General features: G+C 63.4%; 19 protein-coding genes (1 of these 19 cut by a window edge). 13 read left to right on the top strand and 6 right to left on the bottom strand.

The genetic code is table 11. The features are described from left to right. A protein-coding gene (locus tag JVX98_RS24235; protein ID WP_192450900.1) for a GMC family oxidoreductase crosses the window boundary here: on the top strand, nt 1-676 show its end. Its footprint begins 920 nt before the window's first position; only the last 676 of its 1,596 coding nucleotides appear in the window; its start codon lies beyond the left edge, outside the window; the stop codon is at nt 674-676. Between the two features lie 241 nt (nt 677-917). Beyond that, a complete protein-coding gene (locus JVX98_RS24230; RefSeq protein WP_371826578.1) occupies nt 918-1,919 on the top strand; it encodes a Tim44 domain-containing protein in 1,002 nt (333 codons plus the stop codon). Nucleotides 1,920-1,988: 69 nt separating this feature from the next. Here the strand turns inward: JVX98_RS24230 and JVX98_RS24225 are convergent, their stop codons facing one another. Next, nucleotides 1,989-2,915, bottom strand: coding sequence for a LysR substrate-binding domain-containing protein (locus JVX98_RS24225; protein ID WP_205237631.1), 927 nt, complete (start codon nt 2,913-2,915; stop codon nt 1,989-1,991). Between the two features lie 84 nt (nt 2,916-2,999). Here JVX98_RS24225 and JVX98_RS24220 point away from each other — a divergent pair, with 84 nt between their 5' ends. From JVX98_RS24220 to JVX98_RS24180, 9 genes are all read left to right on the top strand, one after another. After that, the gene (locus JVX98_RS24220) at nt 3,000-3,488 is read left to right on the top strand and encodes a DMT family transporter (protein ID WP_043619501.1); all 489 of its coding nucleotides are present in this window, start codon (nt 3,000-3,002) and stop codon (nt 3,486-3,488) included. A gap of 255 nt (nt 3,489-3,743) precedes the next feature. Further along, nucleotides 3,744-4,949: an MFS transporter gene (locus tag JVX98_RS24215; RefSeq protein ID WP_192450903.1), complete on the top strand. Its 1,206-nt coding sequence runs from the start codon at nt 3,744-3,746 to the stop codon at nt 4,947-4,949. A gap of 103 nt (nt 4,950-5,052) precedes the next feature. Continuing rightward, nucleotides 5,053-6,531: an aldehyde dehydrogenase family protein gene (locus JVX98_RS24210; protein WP_192450904.1), complete on the top strand. Its 1,479-nt coding sequence runs from the start codon at nt 5,053-5,055 to the stop codon at nt 6,529-6,531. Nucleotides 6,532-6,649: 118 nt separating this feature from the next. After that, nucleotides 6,650-7,570, top strand: a complete 921-nt coding sequence (gene ppk2, locus JVX98_RS24205; protein WP_192450905.1) for a polyphosphate kinase 2 — start codon at nt 6,650-6,652, stop codon at nt 7,568-7,570. Nucleotides 7,571-7,692: 122 nt separating this feature from the next. Next, on the top strand, nt 7,693-8,535 hold the full coding sequence (locus JVX98_RS24200) for a MurR/RpiR family transcriptional regulator (protein WP_192450906.1): 843 nt from the start codon (nt 7,693-7,695) through the stop codon (nt 8,533-8,535). 292 nt (nt 8,536-8,827) lie between these two features. Further along, a complete protein-coding gene (locus JVX98_RS24195) occupies nt 8,828-10,291 on the top strand; it encodes an MFS transporter (protein ID WP_192450907.1) in 1,464 nt (487 codons plus the stop codon). Further along, nucleotides 10,288-10,947: an aspartate/glutamate racemase family protein gene (locus tag JVX98_RS24190; RefSeq protein ID WP_192450908.1), complete on the top strand. Its 660-nt coding sequence runs from the start codon at nt 10,288-10,290 to the stop codon at nt 10,945-10,947. Before JVX98_RS24195 ends, JVX98_RS24190 begins: the two co-directional genes overlap by 4 nt. Nucleotides 10,948-11,082: 135 nt before the next feature. Next, nucleotides 11,083-11,673 carry an ankyrin repeat domain-containing protein gene (locus tag JVX98_RS24185; protein WP_192450909.1) on the top strand — a complete coding sequence of 197 codons (591 nt, stop codon included), beginning with the start codon at nt 11,083-11,085 and terminating at the stop codon, nt 11,671-11,673. A gap of 27 nt (nt 11,674-11,700) precedes the next feature. After that, on the top strand, nt 11,701-12,204 hold the full coding sequence (locus JVX98_RS24180; protein ID WP_192450910.1) for a YHS domain-containing (seleno)protein: 504 nt from the start codon (nt 11,701-11,703) through the stop codon (nt 12,202-12,204). A 27-nt stretch (nt 12,205-12,231) separates the two neighbouring features. Here JVX98_RS24180 and JVX98_RS24175 read toward each other — a convergent pair whose 3' ends face one another. Next, entirely contained in the window at nt 12,232-14,451 is a 2,220-nt protein-coding gene (locus tag JVX98_RS24175) for an adenylate/guanylate cyclase domain-containing protein (RefSeq protein ID WP_192450911.1), read from the bottom strand. Nucleotides 14,452-14,702: 251 nt separating this feature from the next. Here JVX98_RS24175 and JVX98_RS24170 point away from each other — a divergent pair, with 251 nt between their 5' ends. Both JVX98_RS24170 and JVX98_RS24165 read left to right on the top strand, forming a co-directional pair. Continuing rightward, nucleotides 14,703-15,728, top strand: a complete 1,026-nt coding sequence (locus JVX98_RS24170; RefSeq protein ID WP_205237629.1) for a DUF1254 domain-containing protein — start codon at nt 14,703-14,705, stop codon at nt 15,726-15,728. A 30-nt stretch (nt 15,729-15,758) separates the two neighbouring features. Then, nucleotides 15,759-16,592 (top strand): alpha/beta fold hydrolase, encoded by an 834-nt coding sequence (locus JVX98_RS24165; RefSeq protein WP_205237627.1) that lies wholly within the window; start codon nt 15,759-15,761, stop codon nt 16,590-16,592. Between the two features lie 37 nt (nt 16,593-16,629). On the opposite strand, the gene metH is transcribed toward JVX98_RS24165, so the two are convergent. From metH to JVX98_RS24145, 4 genes are all read right to left on the bottom strand, one after another. Further along, entirely contained in the window at nt 16,630-20,400 is a 3,771-nt protein-coding gene (metH, locus tag JVX98_RS24160; protein ID WP_205237625.1) for a methionine synthase, read from the bottom strand. A 166-nt stretch (nt 20,401-20,566) separates the two neighbouring features. Beyond that, on the bottom strand, nt 20,567-21,721 hold the full coding sequence (locus JVX98_RS24155; RefSeq protein WP_371826577.1) for an AGE family epimerase/isomerase: 1,155 nt from the start codon (nt 21,719-21,721) through the stop codon (nt 20,567-20,569). Nucleotides 21,722-21,730: 9 nt separating this feature from the next. Continuing rightward, on the bottom strand, nt 21,731-22,225 hold the full coding sequence (locus JVX98_RS24150) for a heme-degrading domain-containing protein (RefSeq protein ID WP_205237621.1): 495 nt from the start codon (nt 22,223-22,225) through the stop codon (nt 21,731-21,733). Nucleotides 22,226-22,230: 5 nt separating this feature from the next. Beyond that, the gene (locus tag JVX98_RS24145) at nt 22,231-23,127 is read right to left on the bottom strand and encodes an ROK family protein (RefSeq protein WP_192450917.1); all 897 of its coding nucleotides are present in this window, start codon (nt 23,125-23,127) and stop codon (nt 22,231-22,233) included. Nucleotides 23,128-23,300: the final 173 nt, after the last annotated feature.

Raw genomic sequence — 23,300 nt, 5'->3', positions numbered from 1 at the left:
GCTCAACGAAAAGGCAAACTCGCTGTTCGGCAAGGCGTCGATCGGGCTCGAATATCTCTTGAAACGTTCCGGGCCAATGGCGATGGCGCCGAGCCAGCTCGGCATCTTCACCCGCTCCGGGCCGGAAAAGGAAACGCCGGATCTGCAGTATCACGTGCAGCCGGTGTCGCTCGACAAGTTCGGCGAGCCGGTTCATTCCTTCCCGGCTATCACCGCCAGTGTGTGCAACCTTCGTCCGGAAAGCCGCGGTTCGGTGCATCTCAAAGGGCCGGACTTTGCCGCCTCACCGGACATCCGGCCGCGCTACCTGACGGCGGAGGCCGACCGAAACGTCGCGGTCAATGCCATCCGGCTAACGCGGCAGATCGTCAGGCAACCTTCCTTCGCCCGCTTCAACCCGGTCGAGTTCAAGCCGGGGCCTTCCTACGAGACCGAGGAGGACCTGAAGCGTGCGGCCGGCGACATCGGCACGACGATCTTCCATCCGGTCGGGACCTGCCGCATGGGCGCCGATCCCGACAGCGTCGTCGATCCGGAACTGCGCCTACGGGGGCTCAAGGGATTGCGCATCGCCGACGCCTCGGTCATGCCGACAATCACCTCGGGCAACACCAACTCGCCGACGATCATGATCGCCGAAAAGGCGGCGACGATGATCCTCGCGGCCAATCGCTAGGCGTCTCGGGCAAGGGCGGGCGACGTTCGGGCGCCCGCCGAAGATGCTGATTCCACGCCGGATTCGGCCAGGTAGCGGTGTCGGATAACGGTAAACTGGCCGAAAAACGACGCGAAAAGCTTAAATCTCAGGCGTCGAGCCCCTATATCAGGCCCTGATGGCTCGGTTTGAGCCCAAGCAAGATTTAGGGGTTGTGATGGCAATGCAGCGATTTGGGCGTTTTGGACGAACTCTGGCAATGATGGCGATCGGCATGGTCGTCGCGCTGACCGTTGTGGACGTCGCCGAAGCGCGGCGTTCGGGCGGCGGCTTCGGTAGCCGCGGCACCCGCACCTTCTCGCAGCCGGCAACCACCAACACCGCGCCGACGAGCGCGGCACCGATCAACCGTTCGATGACGCCGCGCCAGGACGCAGGCCCCGCCGCCGCCACTCCGGCAGCCGGCCAGACGCGTCCGAACGCCACCCAGCCGAACGCCCGCCCGGGATTCTTCAGCGGCTTTGGCGGTTCGCTGCTCGGCGGCCTGATGGTCGGTGGTCTCATCGGCATGCTGATGGGCGGCGGCTTAGGCGGCGCTGCCGGCTTCCTCGGCCTGATCGTGCAGATGCTGCTAATCGGCGGCCTGATCATGCTCGCCATGCGCTTCTTCAACCGCAACCGCCAGCAGACGGCCTATGCCGGTCCGTCCGAGCGCTCGTCGGGCCAGCAGCCTTCGAACGGCATGCCGTCGTTCAAGATCCCGAGCATCGGCGGTGGCCAGGCAAGCGGCCAGCCGCAGGCGCGGCCCCAGGCTGCCCCTCAGGCAGCGCCCGTCACCGACGGCCCGACCGATGAGATCGGCATCGAGGGCTCCGACCTCGAGCAGTTCGAAAAGATGCTGAAGGAGGTCCAGGCCGCTTATGCTGCGGAAGACTACGGCACGCTGCGTCGCCTGACGACGCCGGAAGCCATGTCCTACCTCGCCGAAGAGCTCAGCGACAACGCCACGAGCGGCGTCAAGAACGATGTGCGCGATGTGCACCTGGTTCAGGGCGACGTCGCCGAGGCCTGGTCGGAAAACGGAACGGAGTTCGCGACCGTCGCCATGCGCTACGAGAGCATCGACGTCATGCGTGACCGCACCACCGGCAAGGTAATCAGCGGCGATCCGGACAATCTGACGGAAGCCGTCGAACTCTGGACCTTCGTGCGCAAGCCGGGCGCCGAGTGGCAGGTTTCGGCGATCCAGGGCGTCAGCCACTGACGCACTAAACAAAGCCTATAAGAAAGGCCCGGTCGGCATCGCCGCACCGGGCCTTTTCGTTTTCACGCGTCACACGGCGGCGGGGGCCGCAGTCGACGGCGCCAGAACACCGGCGATCAGGTCCCGCAGCCAGCGATGGGCCGGATCGCCGTCGCGCCGCCGGTGCCAGATCTGCCGGAAGGCGAAGGGCGGGATCGCGAAAGGCGGCGGGAAGATGGCAAGCTGCCCGGCCTCCCCGTCGCGGGGCAGGATACGGCGCGCGACCGTCAGCACGAGGTCGGTTCCGGCAACGAGACCGGGCGCCGCACTCCAATGGGGCAAAGCCAGCGCGATACGGCGCTTGTGTCCGATAGCCGAAAGCGCGAGGTCGATCTCGTTGCCGGTATCGCCGCGCAGCGAAACGAGGATATGCGGCCGCTGCAGATAGGCGGAAAGATCCATCGTAGTTTCGCCACCGAGGCTCACACGATCGGCCAGGCAGGCAAAGTGCTCCTCAAACAGCAAGGATGTTCTCAGATCCTCGGCAAGCGTCGGGAAAACCCCGAGCGCCAGATCGATCTCCCCGTCGATGGCCTGCGCCATCATCACTTCGCGGCTCGCCTGGCTGACAATGAGATCGACGTTCGGCGCCTGCTGGCGCAGCACTGCCGTCAGTTGCGGAAGCAGCACAAGTGCTGCGTAGTCGGACATCGCCAGCCGGAAGACATGGCGCGCGCGCGCCGGATCGAACGGCTGAGACCCCATGAGCTGACGCATATGCGCGAGCGCTTCGGCAAGCTGCGGCGCGATCTCCAGCGCCCGCACCGTCGGCTCGAGCTGGCCGCCGTGGCGCACCAGCAACGGGTCGTCGAACAGTGCGCGCAACCGCGCCAGCGCATGGCTGACGGCAGGCTGGCTCCTGTTCAGCCGGAGAGCCGCGCGCGAGACATGGCGCTCCGCCAGGAGGGCGTCGAGCACCACGAGCAGGTTCAGGTCGATAGCGCCAAGATTATTCATCGCACGAATATAGCACCTGCAAAATCGGAATTTCCATTCTCCGCGCAAATGAGAGAGGATCACGGCAACAAAAGGAAAAAAACAATGCCCAATCTCTCCTCCCTCCTGTTGCTTGCCGTGGCGATCTTCGCCGGCGCCGTCGTCCCCCTCCAGGCCGGCGCCAATGCCAACCTTGGCCGCCTCCTCGGCCATCCGCTCTGGGCGACGGTTGTCTCGCTCGGCGTCAGCCTCGCGCTCATCCTGCCGATGCTGATTGCATTCCGGGCGCCGTTGCCCAACCTGGCTGTGGCATTCAAGGGTCCGTGGTGGATCTGGATCGGCGGCCTCGCCGGCGTGATCTACATTACCGCGGCCCTCCTCCTTGCGCCGAAGCTCGGCGCGGCAAGCTTCATTGTTGCCGTCATTGCCGGCCAGATGGTCATTTCCATGCTGATCGACCACTACGGCCTGATGGGTTTTCCGCAAAAGCCAGTCAATGCGGCGCGGCTGACCGGCCTGTTCTTCATCGTCGGCGGCATGGTGATCACGCAGATCGCCAATGTCACGCCGGCCTTGGCCAACGCACCGCGATAGCGCAGGGCCGCCTATCCATCGCGGCAGCCATCACCATGAAGGCTGCCGCTTGTCACCTGAGAAGCGCCCATGGTAGATGGCTGGCCATGTCGAGCGAACCCCATTTGATGGCCTGATTAGCCCCGCAAGGCGGGGCTTGCATCTGTGAGCCCAGAACCGTCCGCCTCTCGCGCGGGCTTATCCTGTTCGCGTCGATCTCATCAAACCTGCCAATGCAGCAGACCCGAGATCGATTGCGTCTCATCGGGCTCTCCTATGAACACTTCCAATCTTTGGGGCGATGCCGCCTTCCGGCGCATCAGCCTTGTCCTCACCGTCGATTCCTTCTGCTCCTGGATGCTCGTCGCCGCGTTACCGCTCGTCGTCGCAACGCGTTTCGGCGCCGGTGCGGAACTGGTCGGCAGTCTTGCCTTGCGCCTGCTGCCGAGCCTCCTGCTTGCGCCGATCGTCGCCGCGCTCCTGCGGCGGAGCGGCCCTAGGCTTCCGGTGCTATGCTCCCTGTTGGTGACCGCCGTCGCCATTCCCGGCCTTGCATTCGCGCCGAACGCGATGACAGTGCAGATGATTGTCCTGGTCATCGGCACTGCGGATGCGGGGATCACGCCGGGCCTCCTGATGCTACGCGCCGCCGTCGTTCCCGCCGGTCGCAACATGGAGGCCAATACCGCATTCCAGGCGATCGACCGCTTCGGCAAGATTTTCGGACCGCCGGCAGCGGGTCTCGCAGTCGCCTCCGCCTCGATCGAGGCAACGCTTGCTGCGCTGGCGCTCGCCCAGATCGCGACAGCCCTTCTACTGGTGCTTCAACCACGCGACAGGCAGGTGCAAGAGAACGCGGCCCCTTCACACGCTCCGGGCTTCGAACGGGAAATCCTTGCGATGTTCCGCGAGAACCCCGTACTCTGGGCCTTGCTGCTCCCGGCTTTCGGCTACATGGTCTCGCTCGGGGCACTGCAGCCGTTCCTGTTCTGGCTCAATCGTGACCAGTTTCATCTCGGCCCCGAGATGTGGACTTTGCTTCTGGCGGCGCAGGGTGCCGGCGCCCTGATCGGCGCCATCGTCTCGCATCAATTGGCAGGGGCTTTGACCAGCACGCAAGCGCTGCTTCGCGCCTATCTCATCTCCAGCCTGCTCGAGGGCCTTTCGACCTTCGCGCTGATTTTCACGCCCAACTATCTGGTCGCGAGCGCACTGCTGATCGTCGGCGGCATACCGGAGATGATCGCCTTCGCCACCTACTTTACCCTCGTGCAACGCTGCCTGCCTCTTGAGCGCCAGGCCTTGTTTTATGCCGTCAGCTTGCCACTCATGGATGCCAGCTTGATCGCCGGCATCGTCTCGGGAGCCTTGTATACCAGCGATCTCGTGACGCTCGGGCAGTTCTGGCTCTTTGCCAGCGCCTGCGCCGTGCTGCCGGTTTTGCCGTTCCTTGTGTGGCGCGGGTCGGCGACCAACCGTTAGAGCCGTCTCCCCGCGGGAAAAAGACCAACGCCAGCCGTAACTTACGGCTGGCGCGTTTCACTTTGACTGGCCATACTCGCACCGGGCTATAAAGGGGTATTGCATGCAGGACCGGTTGTTCATCGACGGAAAATGGGAAAAACCGCGCCGCGGCGGCACGCTCGACGTGATCGACCCGGCGACGGAAGAGGTCATCCATCGTGCGCCTGCCGCAACCTACGAAGACGTGGACCGGGCCACTAAGGCTGCCCGCATCGCCTTCGACAGCGGTCCCTGGCCGAAACTGTCGGGAACCGAGCGCGCCGCCTATCTTCGCGCGATCGCTGCCAAGATCGAAGAGAAGCGCCACTCGCTGGCCCGGCTCGAAGTCGCCGACAACGGCAAGCCGCTGCCGGAAGCATTGTGGGACATCGACGATGCCGCCGGCTGCTTCCGCTATTATGCTGGCCTCGCCGAGGAACTGGACGCCAACCCGGAGGAGGCGATCACCGTCGGCGACAGCCGCTTCACGTCACGTGCCGTGCGCGAACCGCTTGGTGTCGTCGGCGCAATCACACCCTGGAACTATCCGCTGCTGATGGTGTCGTGGAAGGTGGCGCCGGCGCTCGCCGCCGGCTGCACCATCGTGCTCAAACCGTCGGAGCTGACGCCGCTGACAGCGCTCGAGCTCGGCGTCATCGCCGAGGAGGTCGGGCTGCCAGCCGGCGTGCTCAACATCCTCACCGGCACCGGCCAGGACGCCGGCCAGCCGTTGACCGAGCATCCGCTGGTCGACAAGCTTGCCTTCACCGGCTCTGTCGTCACCGGCCGCAAGGTGATGATGGCCGGAGCCCAGGACATCAAGAACGTCAGCCTCGAACTCGGCGGCAAGTCGCCCTTCGTCGTCTTCGCCGACAGCGATATCGACAAGGCCGTCGAATGGATCATGTTCGGCATCTTCTGGAACCAGGGCCAGGTCTGCTCGGCGACCTCACGCGTGCTCGTCGAGGAGACGATCTACGAGAGCGTCGTCAAGCGCCTCTGCGAGGAGGCCGCGAAAATCACCATCGGCAACGGCATCGATGACGGTACCCTGCTCGGGCCGATCGTCTCCAAGGGCCAGTACGACAAGATCATGGGCGCGATCGACCGCGCCCGCCAGGACGGTGCCACCGTGGCTGCCGGCGGAGGCCGCCCGGCCGGCCTCAACAGCGGCTACTTCATCGAGCCGACGGTGCTGACCGATATGCGCGAGGACAGCTACGTCTGGCGCGAGGAGATCTTCGGCCCGGTTGTCTGCGTCAAGCCGTTTGGCGAAGAGGCAGACGCGATCCGCATGGCCAACGACAGCCGCTTCGGTCTTGCAGCCGCCGTCATGTCGGCCGACAGGGACCGCTGCGAGCGCGTCGCCCGCGCCTTTCGCGCCGGCATCGTCTGGATCAACTGCTCGCAGCCGACCTTCACCGAAGCGCCATGGGGCGGCTACAAACAATCGGGCATCGGCCGCGAACTCGGCCGCTGGGGGCTTTCGAACTATCTGGAGACCAAGCAGATCACCAGCTTCGATGCCGACGAGCCCTGGGGCTGGTACATCAAGGGATAGCGCCGATCGGAGGGTGGAGGTACCGGCGTCAAATTCCCTTCATGCGGCTGTGAAATAAGCCGACTAACGATGGCATCATGCAAAGCTGTCGTGGAGCACACGGAATCCGGAGGGTCAGATGAACAGGTCGAACGACGAGATCGAAACGCAGGACTGGCTGGAAGCGGAACTGGCCGACACGCTCGACGAGGATTACGAACTCGAGCTTTCCGAGCCGGCGCTATCGGAAGAGATCCGCAAGATCTACCGCAAGAACCATCCGCCATCGATCCCGCGCATCGACTACTTTCGCTCTCTACTCAGACTGCAATCAGAACTGATCAAGCTGCAGGACTGGGTGGTCCATCACAAGGAAAAGGTGGTGGTGATCTTTGAGGGCCGCGATTCCGCCGGCAAGGGCGGCGTCATCAAGCGCATCACCCAGCGGCTCAACCCCCGCGTCGTGCGTGTCGTCGCACTGCCGGCGCCGTCCGACCGCGAAAAGACGCAATGGTACTTCCAGCGCTACGTGCCGCACCTGCCGGCCGGTGGCGAGATCGTGCTCTTCGACCGCTCCTGGTACAACCGCTCCGGCGTCGAGCGCGTCATGGGCTTTGCCACCGAAAATCAGGTCGAGCAGTTCTTCGACGACGTGCCGGAATTCGAGCGCATGCTGGTTCGCTCCGGTATCCGTCTTGTCAAATACTGGTTCTCGATCACCGACGAAGAGCAGCAGATGCGCTTTCTCGTGCGCATCCATGATCCGCTGAAGCAGTGGAAACTGTCGCCGATGGACCTGCAGTCGCGGGTGCGCTGGGAGGCCTATACCAAGGCCAAGGAAGAGACCTTTTCCCGCACCAACATTCCCGAAGCCCCGTGGCATATCGTTGAAGGCAACGACAAGAAGCGTGCCCGGCTGAACTGTATCGACCATCTATTGGCGCAGATCCCCTACGAGGATGTGCCGCACGAGGAAATCTCGCTGCCGGAACGCGTCTTCAACCCGGACTACGAGCGCAAGGTGCTGCCGCCGGAACTCTACGTGCCGTCCAAATACTGACGTGCGCGAGCAACTGCCCGCGTCGGCCGCCGTTGAAAGCGGGGCGGCATCCGCCCGCCTTGCTTGCAATATTCCCGCGAAAATCAGAGATTGCCGTGAAACGCCAGTTTCATGGACATCGCATGAGCCCGAAAGAACGTTCCTTCCTCACCCGTGTTCGCCAAGTGCTGCCGGAGCTGCATCCGGCCGAGCGGCGGCTGGGCGATTTCCTCTGCGATTTTCCAGGCGAGGTCGCCAGCTACTCCGCCCAGGAACTGGCGGCGTTGGCGCATGTGTCGAAGGCGACGGTGTCGCGCTTCATCCAGCGGCTCGGCTACGACAATTACGAGGAAGCGCGCCGGCATGCCCGCGCCGACAAGCAGACGGGGTCGCGCCTGTTTCTCGCGACCGCCACCGACAGCGGCGGCGAGCAGTCGCTCACCTCGCACGTGGCGCAGGGCGTCGCCAACATCGAAGCGACGTTCCTCGCCATTTCCGAAACCCAGGTGACGGCGGCCGCCACCGCCATTCTCGGCGCCCGCAAGGTCTGGGTTATCGGCTTTCGCGCCAGCCATTCCTTCGCCACCTATCTGCAATGGCAGATGACCCAGGTGGTCGAGCACATATCGGCCATACCCGGTGGCGGCCAGACGCTCGGCGAACATCTGGTCAGCATCGGTAGCGACGACGTCGTCATCCTTTTCGGCCTGCGCCGCCGCGTCACCTTGATCGAACCGATCCTGGCGCAGCTCGAAAAAGCGGGCGCAAGGCTGCTCTATATTACCGACGAAGGCGTTCCCTTCCTCAACCAGGCGGAGTGGCACTTCCGCTGCCAGACGCTGGCGCCGGGGCCTTTGTTCAACCACGTCTCGGTGATGGCGCTCTGCCATCTGCTCACCACCCGATGCATCGAAATCGCCGGTCCCGCCGGCCGAAATCGCCTGCGCGGCATCGAGGCGATCAACGACGCGCTCGACGAACTGTGAGCGTCGATTGGGCATTTGCCTGAAACGGCAGAACATTTTTCAAGCAGACGAAATCTGAGTTTCAACTGCTCGTTCGAGCGCAATCTGTCGCCAAGCTTTTGACGATAAACGAGAAACCTTAGTTTCTCATAGAATGGCACGAAATCTGCTTTCCCTAGCCTGGGTTGCGAACGGCCATTTCCTTTCGCAGCGCGTCATAGAATCTCCTATGAAACTGAGATTTCATGATATAGATTTCATGAAACTGAGTTTTCACATTTTCACGTTGTTAAGCCATAAAGGGGAACGAACCATGGCAGCGGAAAATATGGTACCGTCCGGCAGGTCATCGCCGGTCATCAGACAGTTGGAATCAGCCTTCACCAAGATCGGCGTCACCGGCGCCCACAAGCAGATCCTCGCCCTCGTGCTCATCGGCTGCCTGTTCGACAGTTTCGAGCAGAACACCATCGGCGTCGCCGGCCCGATCCTGAAAGAACATTGGGGCCTGACCGGCACCGACATCGGTTTTCTCAACACCATCACCTTCGGCAGCGCAGCGATCGGCCGCCTGCTCTCCGGCATCCTCGGCGACCGTTACGGCCGCCGCGTAATGCTGACCATCAACCTCCTGCTTTTCACCATCGGCTCTGCCGCCTGCGCCATGGCGCCGAATTTCGCCACGCTCTGCTTCGCCCGCGCCATCGTCGGTTTCGGCGTCGGCGGCGAGATCTCGACGGCCGTCACCATGCTGTCGGAATTCTGCTCGCCGAAATTCCGCGGCACGGCAGCCGGCCTCGTCAATGTCGGCGCCGGCGGCTTCGGCAACTTCCTCGCACCCGCCTTCGGCCTGATGATCTTCACCCTCTTCCCGGGTGAAAACAGCTGGCGCTGGCTGTTTGCCTCGCTCGCCTTGCCGGCCCTGCTCGTCGTCTTCTACCGCCGTTTCGTGCCGGAGACACCGCGCTTCCTGGCATCGCAGGGCAAGATCGACGAAGCCAACAAGGTACTTTCCATCCTTGCCTCCGGCTCGCTGCGCCCACGCAATCTCAAGGTCCAGGAGTACCTCACCAAGGATCACCTGAAGGATGAAGAGCCGGCCAAGAGCGACTGGAAGGAACTCTTCCGCGCGCCCTTCATCGGCCGCACCATTCCCGTCGCCATCGCCATCCTGATGAGCTACGGCGCGCAGCTTTCGGTGCTGACGCTGATGCCGATCATCTTCGTCTCCATGGGCTACACGCTGCAGGGCAGCCTGCTCTACAGTATGATCATCCAGAGCGGCAGCGTGCTCGGCGCCATCGCCGCCTCGATGTTCGGCTATTACTTCCCGCGCAAGAAGGTGCTGACGCTGGGTGCGGTCTTCGCCTGCCTCGCGGCCGTCTCGATCGCCTATCTCGGCACCAATATCTATCTGGTGCTGATGTTCGGCGCGATCTTCCAGTTCTTCGTGCTGCTGCTCAACACCTCGATCTGGATCTATGCACCTGAACTCTTCCCCACCCGCATCCGCGCCTTCGGCGTGGCGCTGATCCTGGCAACCGGCTCGGCCGCGGGCTCCTTCGTGCCCACCATCGCCGGCGCCCTCTTCGACGTCTACGGCATGGTCGGTGTCTTCGGGCTTGCCGCCGGCATGTATGCGGTCTTCGCCTTCTGCATCCAGCTCGGGCCAGAGACCTACGGCATGTCGATGGAAGACCTGACCCAGCCAGCCGATACGGACCTTACAAAGTCTGACACTTCCGAAATCAAGGTCGGCGCGGAACTGAGAACGTGAACACACATATCCTTCTGATCAACCCGAACAGTTCGCGTGCCACCAGCGACATGATGGTCGCCATTGCACGCCGGGCTGCATCAGGACGCATGGCCGTGGCAGTCGCCACGGCCATGCGGAACCCGCCGATGATCGTGACGCCGGAGCAGCTGACGGACGCTGCAGCCGAGGTCGTCGAGATCGGTGAAAAGCATGACGCGGGATGCCGTGGCATCGTCGTCAGCGCCTTCGGCGATCCCGGCCTTGCCGCCCTCAAGCAGAGGCTCGATATCCCGGTCATCGGTATCTGCGAGGCTTCGATGATTGAGGCCTCCAGGAACGGCCGAAAATTCGGCGTCGCCACCACGACACCGGAACTGATTGAGGCCATCGACGAGCGCGCCCGCGACCTCGGCGTCTGGCCGCAATATACCGGCATCCGCTGCACGCCGGGCGATCCGCTCGCGCTCTCCGCGCACCCGGACCGTCTCCTCGCGGCGCTCGGCGAAGCGGTGCGTCAATGCATCGAAGACGACAGCGCCGAGGCTGTCATCATCGGCGGCGGTCCGCTCGGCCAGGCGGCCGACGAACTGCAGCCGTTGTTTGCGACACCGATCATCGCGCCCATTCCGAGCGCCATCAACCGCATGCTCCAGCTGATGCAGGTCGCCGCCTGAGCGGCGCCCGCAAGCCCATGATCGCCCAAAAGGAGTATGGATCGGGCGAGCGGAAAACCTGTTTCCACCGGCCGCCCTGTGGTATTTTCGCTGTTCCTTAGGAAGCGAGACCAAAGCTGGGGCGGAGGTTGCGCGATGAAATCGCTCTTTGCTTCGCTGGCCGCGGTGGGGTTCTTCACCGCGACAGCCATGGCCGGCCCTTTGCACGACGCGGCACGGGACGGCGATACGGCACGCGTCAAACAGTTGCTCGACCTGGGAAGCGACATCACCGAGCCGGATGCGGCCGGCGAACCGGCGCTGCTGATCGCGGCTCTGAAAGGACGCACCGAAGTGGTCGCGCTCCTCCTTGACCGGGGCACCGACATCGAGATCCGCAACAAGGGCGGCCTGACGGCGCTGCACGCGGCCGCCTATGGCGGCAGTCTCGACACCGTGAAGCTGCTCGTCGCCAGGGGCGCTGCCGTCAACGATACCGCCAACTTCTACAAGATGTCGCCGCTGCACGCGGCCGCTGAAGAGGGCCACGCCGAGATTGTCGCCTTTCTCTTGGCCAACAAGGCCGACATCGAGGCCAAGGAGCGCAACGGCTACACGCCGCTGACACAAGCCGGCTGGCGATCGTACTGGCCGGCCGCCGAGCTGCTCCTCAAGGCCGGGGCCACCTGCCAGAAGGCCGAGCTTGTCGGCGATTGGCTCTATGGCGAATGCACGAAACGGCAATAGATCAGATCCGGAAACGGAGGAAAAGGCATGTCTAGACACTCCATACGATTTGCAATCGCGACGACAGCGGCGCTCCTTTTACCGGCCGTCCCGTCGCTGGCGGAAGAGCCCGTCAACACCGGCTATTTCGGCGACGTGGCGATCAAGGGCTACGACCCGGTCGCCTATTTCACCGAGAACAAGGCGGTCGAAGGATCGCCCGAATTCAGCTACCGCTGGCTCGGCGCCACCTGGCAGTTCGCCAGCGCCGAACACCGCGACCAGTTCATCAAGGAACCGACCCGCTATGCACCGCAATATGGCGGCTATTGCGCCGACGGTGTCTCCTTCGGCACGGTGACAACCAACATCGACCCGAAGGCCTGGCGCATCATCGAGGACAAGCTCTATCTCAGCTACGATCCGGGTGCGGCCGACGGTCTGGTCAAGAACCCGAACAAGGTGGTGGATTCGCGCAAGCACTGGTCCGAGGTCGAGCAGACGTTGCTCACCGAGAAGGCGAACATCAACTGGACGAAGCCCCAGCCCTGAAGGCCTGCGCTCCGGCGACGATAACCGTCATTTCTCGATCGAGAAGAATTTTAACGCCTGCGGCGTCACGTTGATGTAGTCGGCGGTGCGCTCACCCTTGGCGGTGTTGCGGTAGACGTAGCCGCAGACCATGCGGTCGAGAAAATAGCCGTCGTATTTCTCGCAGAGCTGATTGCCCTTCACTTCGATGCGTCCGGTGATGTTGGTGTTGCTGGTCCGATAGGCAGTATTGCCGTCCTTGTCGAAGAACTGCGCGAAGCTCGTGCCGTTCTTGTGCATGCCAACCCAGGTTTTGTCGGTGGTCAGTTGCTTGAGTTCGGCAGGGCCGAGCCGGTCGCTGGCGGCACCGACGAAGCCGAAGGGCCATTCGGGAACACCGGCGACGCGCAGGCCGAAGAGGTGCCGATAGAGATCCTCTTCGCGCCAGTAGTCGTAGAGATAACCATAGTAGCTGAGGTTCGTATCCGGGAAGAGCTTCAGGAGTTCCGACGCTTGTGCAGCGGCACTCTGCTGGTCACCGCGCTGGGCATAGGCGGAAGCCAGGTACTCGCGTACCGCTTCGGCCTTCGGTAAGGACGCGCCGGCCGCTTCGATCAACGGGATCGCCTTCTCGAGGCGGCGCGAGGTGTAGTAAACGATGCCGGCCAAAAGCTGTAGGCTCGATGAGGGCGAAGGATCGAGCCTCAGCGCCCGCTCGATATCGTCGAGCGCCTGTTCATGTTCGCCGGTCTGCGCCAGCACCAGCGCCAGGTTGGCCAGCGCTTCCGCATCGTTCGGCTGCGCCGAAACGGCCCGAAGTGCCGATTCCTTCGCCTCCAAGGGACGGCCATCGACGAGTTGCAGCAACGCCAGCACCGTATGGGCGCGGGCGTTGTTGGCATCGAGCTTCAGCGCCTGCCCCGCCGCGTCATAGGCGATCTTGCGCGCCACGGCCGCCGACCAGAGATAGTTGTAGTCGTTTCGCCAGACGTCGACGGCGACACGGGCGATGCCCGCATGGGCGTCGGCGAAATCCGGATCGAGATCGATCGCCCGCTGATAGTAGGAAAGCGTCTGGCGATAGGTGTCGACATCGCGCCAGATCAGGCCCTGCTGTTCCGCCCGCATGTAGTTGTCATAGGCTTCCAGATTGTCCGTCGGGATGCGCGCCAGTTGGTCGCGCTCGCCCTCACTGAGCTTGACCTCGAGTGCCGCTATGATCTTGCCGATCACGTCGTCCTGAACCGCGAAGAGATCGGCATATTGCCGGTCGTAACGTTCCGCCCAGAGCGAAAGTCCGCTCATCGCGTCGATGAGCTTGACGTTGATGCGCAGCCGCTGGTCGGCCCGCTGCAGCGTGCCTTCGAGCACATAATGCACGCCGAGTTCTGCGGCCACGTCCTGGATCTTGTCGGCACTGCCCTTCAACGCAAACACCGAATGGCGGGCAATCACAAAGAGGCCGGACAACTTGGACAGCTCGGTAATGAGATCGTCAGTCAGCCCCTCGGCCAGATGGTCGTGATCACTGTCGCCGCTGACATTGATGAAGGGCAGCACGGCGACGGAAGGCTGGTCCGGCAGGGGGTAGGCGAAGCGCTGCGCTGGCCCTTGCGGCGCAATCAACGTCCAAGGCTGCCACCAGCCAACAGCCGCCGCCAGCGCAAACACCGCCAGAGCGATCACTACGCTCTTCAGCCGAGCAGTGTTGCGCCCATTCTGCGCGACGATCGTCTTGCCAGCGGCATCGGGATCAAGAAGCACGCGATAGACACGGATCGGTTCGGCGAGCCCCTTGACCGCCTGCGCCCCGAGCGACGCGAAACCGGCCTTCAGCTTCGAACCCACCTGGTCATAGGCCGTGCCCGAGATGGCAATGCCGCCCGGCTCGGCGAGCCCCTGCACCCGGTCGGCAATGTTGACGCCGTCGCCGTGGATATCGTCCCCCTCGACGATGATGTCGCCGAGATTGATGCCGATGCGGAAATCCAGCCTCTCGCCGTTCGCCGCCTTTTCGGCTTCTGCCGCCGCCTTGCGCTTCTGGATTTCGATCGCGCATTGCGTCGCATCGACGACGCTGCGGAACTCGACCAGCAAGCCATCGCCCATCGTCTTCACCAGCCGTCCATGATGTTCGCGAAAGAGGGGTTCAAGGATCGTGTTGAGGTCGGACTGGAATCGCAGACGCGTCCCTTCCTCGTCCAGCCGGCTCAGGCGGCTGTAACCGACGACATCCGCGATCAGGACGGCAGCGAGACGGCGCTCCATCGACGGGCTCTCAACGTACGATGTACTCCAGCCTTTGATGTTACCGCAGCTTGGCAAACGGCGCCATCATGCCGAGAGGGTGTTCGAAAGCGCCAGTGTCCGTAACCGTTACGTACTTGCGTGAACCTTCTGCCGGGCCTGACATAGGCAGCAGAGAGCCGACGGCCCGCCATCGCACCATGGCGGGCGACGTCACGCTTTGCGCGACAGGCGCGTCCGTTTCCTGTCGCAACACCTGAAGGGAACCGTCTATGTCCAGCATCTTCCGCCGAACCGCCCTCTCCGCGTTTCTCCTGCCCTTCGTGGCTGCGCCCTCGATCGCGGCCGATCTAGTGCCGGTCGGCGTCGACAACTTCGTTCGCGCAGAAAGCGACATGTACGCGGCCGGCATGGTCAAGGAAGGCGGCCTTGGCAAGCTGCTGCACCGGCGGGAACCCGCCTCGATCGACAATCAGACCGTCATCCGCCTCAACCGCGACACGCTCTATTCGTCGGCGGTCTTCGATCTCGACGCTGGCCCGGTGACCATCACCATGCCGGACGCGGGCAAGCGCTTCATGTCGCTGCAGGTGATCACCGAGGATCACTATGTGCCCGAAGTCGTCTACGGCGCTGGCGAAACCATGCTGACGAAGGAAAAGGTCGGCACGCGCTACGTCGTCGTCGGTATCCGCACGCTCGTCGATCCGGCCAGCCCCAAGGACATCGCCGCAGTCCACGCCCTGCAGGACGCCATCAAGGTCAGCCAGCAAGCAGTCGGCAGTTTCGAAATCCCGGCCTTTGATCCGGCGAGCCAGAAGAAGGTGCGCGAGGCACTGTTGGTGCTCGGCTCGACCATGCCGGACTTCAAGAAGGCCTTCGGCACCAAGCAAGAGGTCGACCCGATCCGCCACCTGATCGGCACGGCGACCGGCTGGGGTGGCAATCCGGACAAGGACGCGACCTATCTCAACATCACGCCGCCCAAGAACGATGGCAAGACGTTCTACAGGCTCGACGTCAAGGACGTGCCTGTCGACGCCTTTTGGTCGGTGAGCGTCTATGATGCCCAAGGGTTCTACGAAAAGAACCCCTACGACGCCTATACGATCAACAACATCACCGCCAAGAAAGCGGATGATGGCAGTGTCGCGATCCAGTTCGGCGGCTGCGACGGCAAGATCGCCAATTGCCTGCCGGTGGTCGAGGGATGGAACTATACGGTGCGGCTCTACCGCCCGCGCCAGGCGATTCTCGACGGCTCCTGGCAGTTTCCGGAGCCGCAGCCGGTAGAATAAGTGCGCCGCGCCAAGCAGGGAGACGGGCCCGTGGAATTCCAGGACGACGACCTCGCAAAGTTTGCCGAGAACGGCGCACTTCCCCTGCCCGCTGCCACTGTCGAGGGCCATGTCGAGCGCGAGGGTGCCCGCATCTGGTATGCGACCTATGGCTCAGGCAAGCCGGTGATTCTCTTGCATGGCGGCCTCGGCCACAGCGGCAACTGGGGTTATCAGGTCGCCGCCCTGCTTGATGCCGGCCACCGCGTCATCCTGATCGACAGCCGCGGCCATGGCCGCAGTACGCGCGACGCCCGGCCCTATACCTATGAACTGATGGCGGCGGACGTGCTTGCCGTCATGGACCGGCTGGAGCTTCCAGAGGCAGCCTTTGCCGGCTGGAGCGACGGCGCCTGCATCGCTCTGGTGCTGGCCTCAAAAGCACCGCAACGGGCGAGTGGCGTCTTTTTCTTTGCCTGCAACATGGACCCAAGCGGCACCAGGGAGATCGAATCGAGCCCGATCCTCGACCGCTGCTTCGGCCGCCACGCGGCCGACTACAGAGAACTGTCAGCAACATCAGATGAATTCGGCGCCCTCGTCGATGCCGTCAGCGCGATGCAGAAGACGGAGCCGAACTATACCGCTGACGATCTCGACAAGATCCGTGTGCCGGTGGTGATCGTTCAGAGCGAAAACGACGAATTCATCAAGGGCGAACACGCGGACTATCTCGCCCACAGCATTCCCGGCGCGGCATTCATCCTGCTTGATGGCGTCAGCCACTTTGCGCCGCTACAGCGACCGGACCGCTTCAATGCGGCGCTCACGGCCTTCCTTGCCGCGCTGGACGATCAGCCCGAAGGCAACGACCACTGGCAATGACGAGCCTGGATCGGCTCGTCATCGCTTCATGCGAACGTTACTCGGCCGCTTCCGTTTCCGGCATCGGCACATAGTTGAGGATCGGCGACAGCCAGCGTTCGACCTCGCGCACCGGCATGCGCTTACGTGTCGCATAATCCTCGACCTGATCGCGCTCGACCTTGGCAACACCGAAGTAATAGGCTTCCGGATGGCCGATATAGAGCCCCGATACCGACGACCCCGGCCACATCGCATAGCTCTCGGTCAGGCTGACGCCGATTGCGGCATCGGCATCGAGCAGCCGGAAGAGCGTCGCCTTTTCGGTATGGTCAGGCTGAGCCGGGTAGCCGGGCGCCGGGCGGATGCCGGCATAGGGCTCCCCAATCAGCTCCACGGGCGTAAACGTCTCGTCAGCCGCATAGCCCCAGAGCTCCCTGCGCACATACTCGTGCATGCGCTCGGCGAAGGCTTCGGCAAACCGGTCGGCCAGCGCCTTGACCAGGATCGACGAATAATCGTCGTTGGCGCGCTCGAAGCGCTCGGCAATTGCAACTTCCTCGATACCGGCCGTCACCACGAAGCCGCCGATATAGTCGTGTGAGCCGCTATCGGCAGGCGCGACGAAATCGGAGAGCGCCACGTTCGCGCGACCGTCGCGCTTCGAAAGCTGCTGGCGCAGCGTGAAGAAGGTCGCAAGCTCTGACGCGCGATCCTCGCCGGTAAACAGCCGGATGTCGTCGCCGACCGTGCCGGCCGGCCAGAAGCCGACGACCGCCTTCGGCGCGAACCATTTTTCGTCGATGATCTTCTTGAGCATCGCCTGCGCATCATCGAACAGCTGCCGGGCCGCCGCCCCTTGCGCCTCGTCGTCGAGGATCTTCGGATAGACGCCCTTCAACTCCCAGGTCTGGAAGAACGGCGTCCAGTCGATATAGCGGGCGAGTTCGGCGAGATCCCAGCTCTGGAACACGCGGGTGCCGAGGAAGGATGGAGCCTTCGCCTGGTAGTTCGACCAGTCGATCTTGTGCTGGTTGGCGCGCGCCTGCGACAGCGGCAGTCGGCGCTTTTCCGCCTCGTTGCGCGCATGCGCGTCGGCAACCTTGCGGTACTCGGCTCGCACCGTCTCCATGTAATTGTCGCGCGCTTCCGGCGACAGCAGGCTCGAAACGACGCCGACGGCGCGGCTCGCGTCGGTGACGTAAACCGTCTGGCCGCGGTCGTAGCGCGGATTGATCTTGACCGCCGTGTGCACGCGGCTGGTGGTCGCGCCGCCGATCAGAAGCGGCACGTCGAAACCTTCGCGCTCGAGCTCGGAGGCGACATGCACCATCTCGTCGAGCGACGGAGTGATCAGGCCGGAAAGGCCGATTATGTCGACCTTCTGTTCGCGCGCAACTTCGAGGATTTTGGCAGACGGCACCATCACGCCGAGATCGATGATCTCGTAGTTGTTGCAGGCAAGCACGACGCCGACGATGTTCTTGCCGATGTCGTGCACGTCGCCCTTGACGGTCGCCATCAGGATTTTGCCGGCGCTCTGGCGCGCCTCGCCGCCATTGGCAAGCTTCTCCGCCTCCATGTGCGGCAACAGAACGGCAACCGCCTGCTTCATGACGCGCGCGGATTTGACCACCTGCGGCAGGAACATCTTGCCGGAGCCAAAGAGATCACCGACGACGTTCATGCCGGCCATCAGCGGGCCTTCGATGACGTGCAGCGGCCGCGCGGCGGCCAGCCGTGCTTCCTCCGTATCGGCCTCGATGTACTCGGTGATGCCGTTGACGAGCGCGTGTTCGAGGCGCTTCTCCACCGACCATTCGCGCCAGGAGAGATCCTTCTCGCGCCCTTGAGCCCCGCCCTGGCCGCGATAACGCTCGGCGATCTCAAGCATGCGCTCGGTCGAATCGGCGCCACGGTTGAGCACGACGTCCTCGCAGGCCTCGCGCAGGTCCGCATCGATCGCGTCGTAGACGGCCAGCTGGCCGGCATTGACGATGCCCATGTCCATGCCCGCCTGGATCGCGTGGTAGAGGAAGACCGCGTGCATCGCCTCGCGCACCGGCTCGTTACCGCGGAACGAAAAGGAGAGGTTCGAGACGCCGCCCGACACATGCACATGCGGCAGGGTCCTGATGATCTCGCGCGTCGCCTCGATGAAGTCGACGCCGTAGTTGTTGTGCTCCTCGATGCCCGTCGCCACGGCAAAGATGTTCGGATCGAAGATGATGTCCTCAGGCGGGAAGCCCGCCTGTTCGGTCAGAAGCTTGTAGGCGCGGGTGCAGATCTCGACCTTGCGCGCCTGGGTGTCGGCCTGGCCGACCTCGTCGAAGGCCATGATGACCACGGCGGCGCCATAGGCGCGGCAGAGCCTGGCGTGGTGAAGGAACGCCTCTTCGCCTTCCTTCATGGAAATGGAATTGACCAGCGGCTTGCCCTGAACGCACTTCAGGCCTGCCTCGATCACCTCCCATTTCGACGAATCGATCATCACGGGAACGCGGGCGATATCCGGCTCGGATGCGACGAGGTTCAGGAACTCGACCATCGCCTGCTTCGAATCGATCAGGCCCTCGTCCATGTTGATATCGATGATCTGCGCACCGTTAGCCACCTGATCGCGTGCGACATCGAGTGCTGCCGAATAGTCGCCGGCGGTAATCAGCTTGCGGAACTTCGCCGAGCCGGTGACGTTGGTGCGCTCGCCAACGTTGACGAAGGGAATATCGGAGGTCAGCGTGAACGGCTCCAGGCCGGAGAGCCGCATCAGCGGCTCGACCTTGGGGATCTCGCGCGGCGGATGCTTGGAAACCGCCCTGGCGATCGCGCTGATATGGGCCGGCGTCGAGCCGCAGCAGCCGCCGACGATGTTCAGCAGCCCATCGCGCGCAAAGGCTTCCACCTGCGCCGCCATCTGCTCCGGCGTCTCGTCATACTGGCCGAACTCGTTCGGCAGGCCGGCATTGGGATAGGCGCAGACGAAGGTATCGGCAACGCCCGAGAGCTCGTCGATATGAGCGCGCATGGCATTGGCGCCGAGCGCGCAGTTGAGCCCGATGGTGAAGGGTTCGGCGTGGCGCACCGAGTGCCAGAAAGCGGTCGGCGTCTGGCCCGACAGCGTGCGGCCCGAGAGATCGGTGATCGTGCCGGAGATCATGACCGGCAGGTCGATGCCCTTCTCCGCAAAGACTTCCTTCGTCGCGAAGATCGCCGCCTTGGCGTTCAGCGTGTCGAAGATCGTCTCGATCAGGATGATATCGGCGCCGCCGTCGATCAGACCGCGGATCTGTTCGGCATAGGCGATGCGCAAATCGTCGAAGGTGACGGCGCGATAGCCGGGATTGTTGACGTCGGGCGAAATCGACGCCGTGCGGTTTGTCGGCCCGAGTGCGCCGGCGACGAAGCGGCGGCGACCATCTTCGGCCTCTGCGCGCTTGGCGGCGCGGCGCGCCAGCCGGGCGCCGTCGCGGTTGAGCTCATAGACCATGTCCTCCATGCCGTAATCGGCCTGAGCGATCCGGGTCGAGGAGAAGGTGTTGGTTTCGAGGATATCGGCGCCGGCGATCGCATAGGCGTAGTGGATGTCCTCGATCGCCTTCGGCTGGGTCAGCGTCAGAAGATCGTTGTTGCCCTGCTGGTGACAGGCGCAGCCGCCGAATCGGTCGCCACGGAAATGCTGCTCGATGAAGCCGAGCTGCTGGATCTCCGTACCCATCGCGCCATCCATGATCAGGATGCGTTCGCGCGCAGCCTGGGCCAGCGCCCGCTTGATCTCGGAGCCGTCCGGCTTGGAGGAAACATCGCCGAAAAGGGCGTCGATGGCGGACATGGGAAATCTCCCGTTCTGAAAACGACAAACACGAAGCCAAGTCAATCACATAAAGATATCTTTATGTCAACATATGCAGCCATCACATTTACCCCTCGGAGCAAAGAAAATGGCCCGCCGCAATTGCGACGGGCCATAACAAAAGCGGATACTCTGGATCGGCAAATCAGAGCCGGGCCAGGCAGTCCTCGGTTTCATAAATGGCGCAAAGGATGTGGTAGAAGCTGCTCGCCGGCGCCGGCTCCTCAACGAAGCTGCCGTCGGACTGCTGCTTGTCGCGCCAAAGGCCCGCAATCGGCGTCGCCAGGAACGTCTGGAGGGCCGCCGCTGCCCGCGCGGCCGAAGCAAGATAACGCTCGCGCTCGGCACCGTTCGTGAGTGCGGCAAAGCGGACGGCCGCCTTTAGCCACTCGGTCTGCGGCCACAGCCGCGCGATCGGATCGGCGACCGACAGGTCGTCGAGAAGCGTCATGATCGCAACGTTGCGGTTCGCACAGATGCCGTGCGCCTCGCCGATATCGAACAGCCGCCGCGCCTTGACGATCGCCTCGGCACTGCCGCGGCGTTCCGCCCAGCGCAAAAGCAGCCACGCCCATTCGAACAGATGACCGGGCTCGACGATCCGGCCCTTGTCGCCGGCCATCGGCGCCCAGTCATGATCGAAGAATTCGCGCAAAACGCCGCTCTCGGCATCGATGAAATAATCCATCGCCAGATGTGCAATTTCATCGGCGAGGTTCGCCCAGCCCACCCGATCGAAGCCCTCGACGGTCTCGCTCGCCAGGCACGCTTCGAAGAGGTGCATATGCGGATTGGAGCAGAGCGGCAAGCGCGGAGGATTGTCTTCCTCGAAGCCGGCGACCGGATGCTTGACGTGCGCCTCTATCCGCGCGCGAAGATCATTGCTGCGCTCGATCATCTCGGCCTTGCGGGCCGGCACGACCTCGCCCAAATAGGCGAAGGCGAGCAGCGCGAAGGCCTGGTTGTAGAGGTCGAAGGACGGATCGAGCAGACTGCCATCGGCATCGGCGAGCGCACCGTAAAAGCCGCTCGACTGCTTGAAAACGAGGTCGAAATAGGCAAGCCCGCCTTCGGCGGCACCACGCCAGTCGCCTGTCCAGCCGCGCCGGCCGGCTTCCGCGAAGCAGTAAACCTGCCGGGGCTGAACGCGCGCACGCCGGTTGGCGCGGGTCGGCTCGCCCGCCATATCGATCGTCTCGACGAAACCGCCTGAATGATCCACGCCCTTGTCGCGCCACAGCGGCAGGGCCTGGTCTGCCAGCCAATCCGACAGCACGCGTGATTGCGAAAGAATATCCAATGCCAATTCTCAGTCCTCGAGCTTCAATGCGCCGTGATCCTTGCCGAGCAAGGCCGAGAGCGCTTCGACCACCATATTGTGGTCCTCGCGTTGCGGCAGGCCGGATACGGTGACGGCACCGATACACCCGGTGCCCTTGACGACGATCGGGAAGCTGCCGCCATGCGCTGCATAATCGGCATCGGCCAATCCGAGCTTCGCCTGCAGATTGGTCTGTGCCTTGGCAAGCTCGCGGCCGGTGGCGTAGCTGCTCTTGAACAGCCGGAACACGGTGTTGCGCTTGCGGCGCACCCAGTTCGGATTGTCAGGCGTCGCCCCGTCGAGCGCGGCATAGAACACCTGCATCGAGAAGAGCGTGATGTCGATGACGACGCCAAGCTTGCGCTCGGCCGCCATCTTGCGCAGCAGCGTGCCAAGCTCCCAGGCCGTATCCAGATCGAAGCGCTCGAACTGCAATTCCTGATCCTGCCGCGCGATGCGGGCGAGGTCCTTGTCGATATTCATGGGGTTCAGTCCTTCCAGAGCCAGGCCGCGCCGCGCACGCCGGAGCTGTCGCCGTGCAAGGCCTTGCGAATGGGCGTTTCGAACGTGTCGCCGAAGAGATAATTGACCACGCGCGGCGGAACGTCCTGATAGATCTCGTCGACATTCGACATGCCGCCGCCAAGCACGTAGACGTCCGGATCGACGATATTGGTCAGCAGCGCCAGGCTGCGCGCCAGCCGGTCGACGAAGCGCTCATAGACGCCTGTCGCAACCGGGTCGCCCGCCCGCTTTGCCTCGATGATGTCGCGCCCGCGCTTTTCAACACCGGTCGTGAGCCGGTAGTCGAGTTCGACGCCGGTACCGCAGGCATACATGTCGAGACAGCCGTGTTTGCCGCACCAGCATTTGTGGCCGGGATATTCGTCCTTCGTCATCCAGGGCAGCGGATAATGGCCGATCTCGGCGGCAACGCCCTGGTAACCGGCATGCACCTTCTTGTCGATCGCAAGGCCGCCGCCATGGCCGGTACCGACGATGACACCGAAGACCACATGCTCGTTCTTGCCGGCACCGTCGACCGCCTCCGAGACCGCCAGGCAATTGGCGTCGTTAGCAAGCCGGACCGGGCGGCCAAGCGCCGTTTCGAGGTCGCGACCGAGCGGTTTGCCGTTGATCAGTACCGCATTGGAATTGCGCACGATGCCGGTGCGCGGATTGGGGCTGCCGGGAATGCCGATGCCGATCGAGCCCTGTTCGCCCGCCGTCTGCTCGGCGGCGGCAACGAGATCGAGAACGGCGCGAATGCAATCGTCATAACCGCTGGTCGGGGTCGAGACGCGATGACGGGCGCGCGTTTCGCCATCGCGGCCGAGCGCGATGACTTCCATTTTCGTGCCGCCCCAATCTATTCCGATGAACATATCTGGATCAGGTCTCTGATGAAGGTCTCAATGGGGAGCGCCAGCTTCCTCGGGCCGGCGCTTGCTTTGCTTAGCATTCGGAAGACGTGGAAGACCAGCCCCGTTTCATCGTCGTTTTCAAGCCTGCCGATCCGTGGCAACATCCCGCCCCGACGGGACGAGGCCGCCCGCAT

This window comes from Ensifer sp. PDNC004 (assembly GCF_016919405.1).
Lineage (GTDB): Bacteria > Pseudomonadota > Alphaproteobacteria > Rhizobiales > Rhizobiaceae > Ensifer.
The sequence above is the reverse complement of the archived record's forward strand: the minus strand, read 5'-3'. Positions and strand labels throughout refer to the sequence as shown.

What these genes read in the sequence shown, in the direction of transcription:
- JVX98_RS24230 (WP_371826578.1), top strand. Translation starts at nt 918, where the DNA reads ATGGCGATCGGCATGGTCGTCGCGCTGACCGTTGTGGACGTCGCCGAA.
- JVX98_RS24225 (WP_205237631.1), bottom strand. Translation starts at nt 2,915, where the DNA reads ATGAATAATCTTGGCGCTATCGACCTGAACCTGCTCGTGGTGCTCGAC.
- JVX98_RS24220 (WP_043619501.1), top strand. Translation starts at nt 3,000, where the DNA reads ATGCCCAATCTCTCCTCCCTCCTGTTGCTTGCCGTGGCGATCTTCGCC.
- JVX98_RS24215 (WP_192450903.1), top strand. Translation starts at nt 3,744, where the DNA reads ATGAACACTTCCAATCTTTGGGGCGATGCCGCCTTCCGGCGCATCAGC.
- JVX98_RS24210 (WP_192450904.1), top strand. Translation starts at nt 5,053, where the DNA reads ATGCAGGACCGGTTGTTCATCGACGGAAAATGGGAAAAACCGCGCCGC.
- ppk2 (WP_192450905.1), top strand. Translation starts at nt 6,650, where the DNA reads ATGAACAGGTCGAACGACGAGATCGAAACGCAGGACTGGCTGGAAGCG.
- JVX98_RS24200 (WP_192450906.1), top strand. Translation starts at nt 7,693, where the DNA reads ATGAGCCCGAAAGAACGTTCCTTCCTCACCCGTGTTCGCCAAGTGCTG.
- JVX98_RS24195 (WP_192450907.1), top strand. Translation starts at nt 8,828, where the DNA reads ATGGCAGCGGAAAATATGGTACCGTCCGGCAGGTCATCGCCGGTCATC.
- JVX98_RS24185 (WP_192450909.1), top strand. Translation starts at nt 11,083, where the DNA reads ATGAAATCGCTCTTTGCTTCGCTGGCCGCGGTGGGGTTCTTCACCGCG.
- JVX98_RS24180 (WP_192450910.1), top strand. Translation starts at nt 11,701, where the DNA reads ATGTCTAGACACTCCATACGATTTGCAATCGCGACGACAGCGGCGCTC.
- JVX98_RS24175 (WP_192450911.1), bottom strand. Translation starts at nt 14,451, where the DNA reads ATGGAGCGCCGTCTCGCTGCCGTCCTGATCGCGGATGTCGTCGGTTAC.
- JVX98_RS24170 (WP_205237629.1), top strand. Translation starts at nt 14,703, where the DNA reads ATGTCCAGCATCTTCCGCCGAACCGCCCTCTCCGCGTTTCTCCTGCCC.
- metH (WP_205237625.1), bottom strand. Translation starts at nt 20,400, where the DNA reads ATGTCCGCCATCGACGCCCTTTTCGGCGATGTTTCCTCCAAGCCGGAC.
- JVX98_RS24150 (WP_205237621.1), bottom strand. Translation starts at nt 22,225, where the DNA reads ATGAATATCGACAAGGACCTCGCCCGCATCGCGCGGCAGGATCAGGAA.
- JVX98_RS24145 (WP_192450917.1), bottom strand. Translation starts at nt 23,127, where the DNA reads ATGTTCATCGGAATAGATTGGGGCGGCACGAAAATGGAAGTCATCGCG.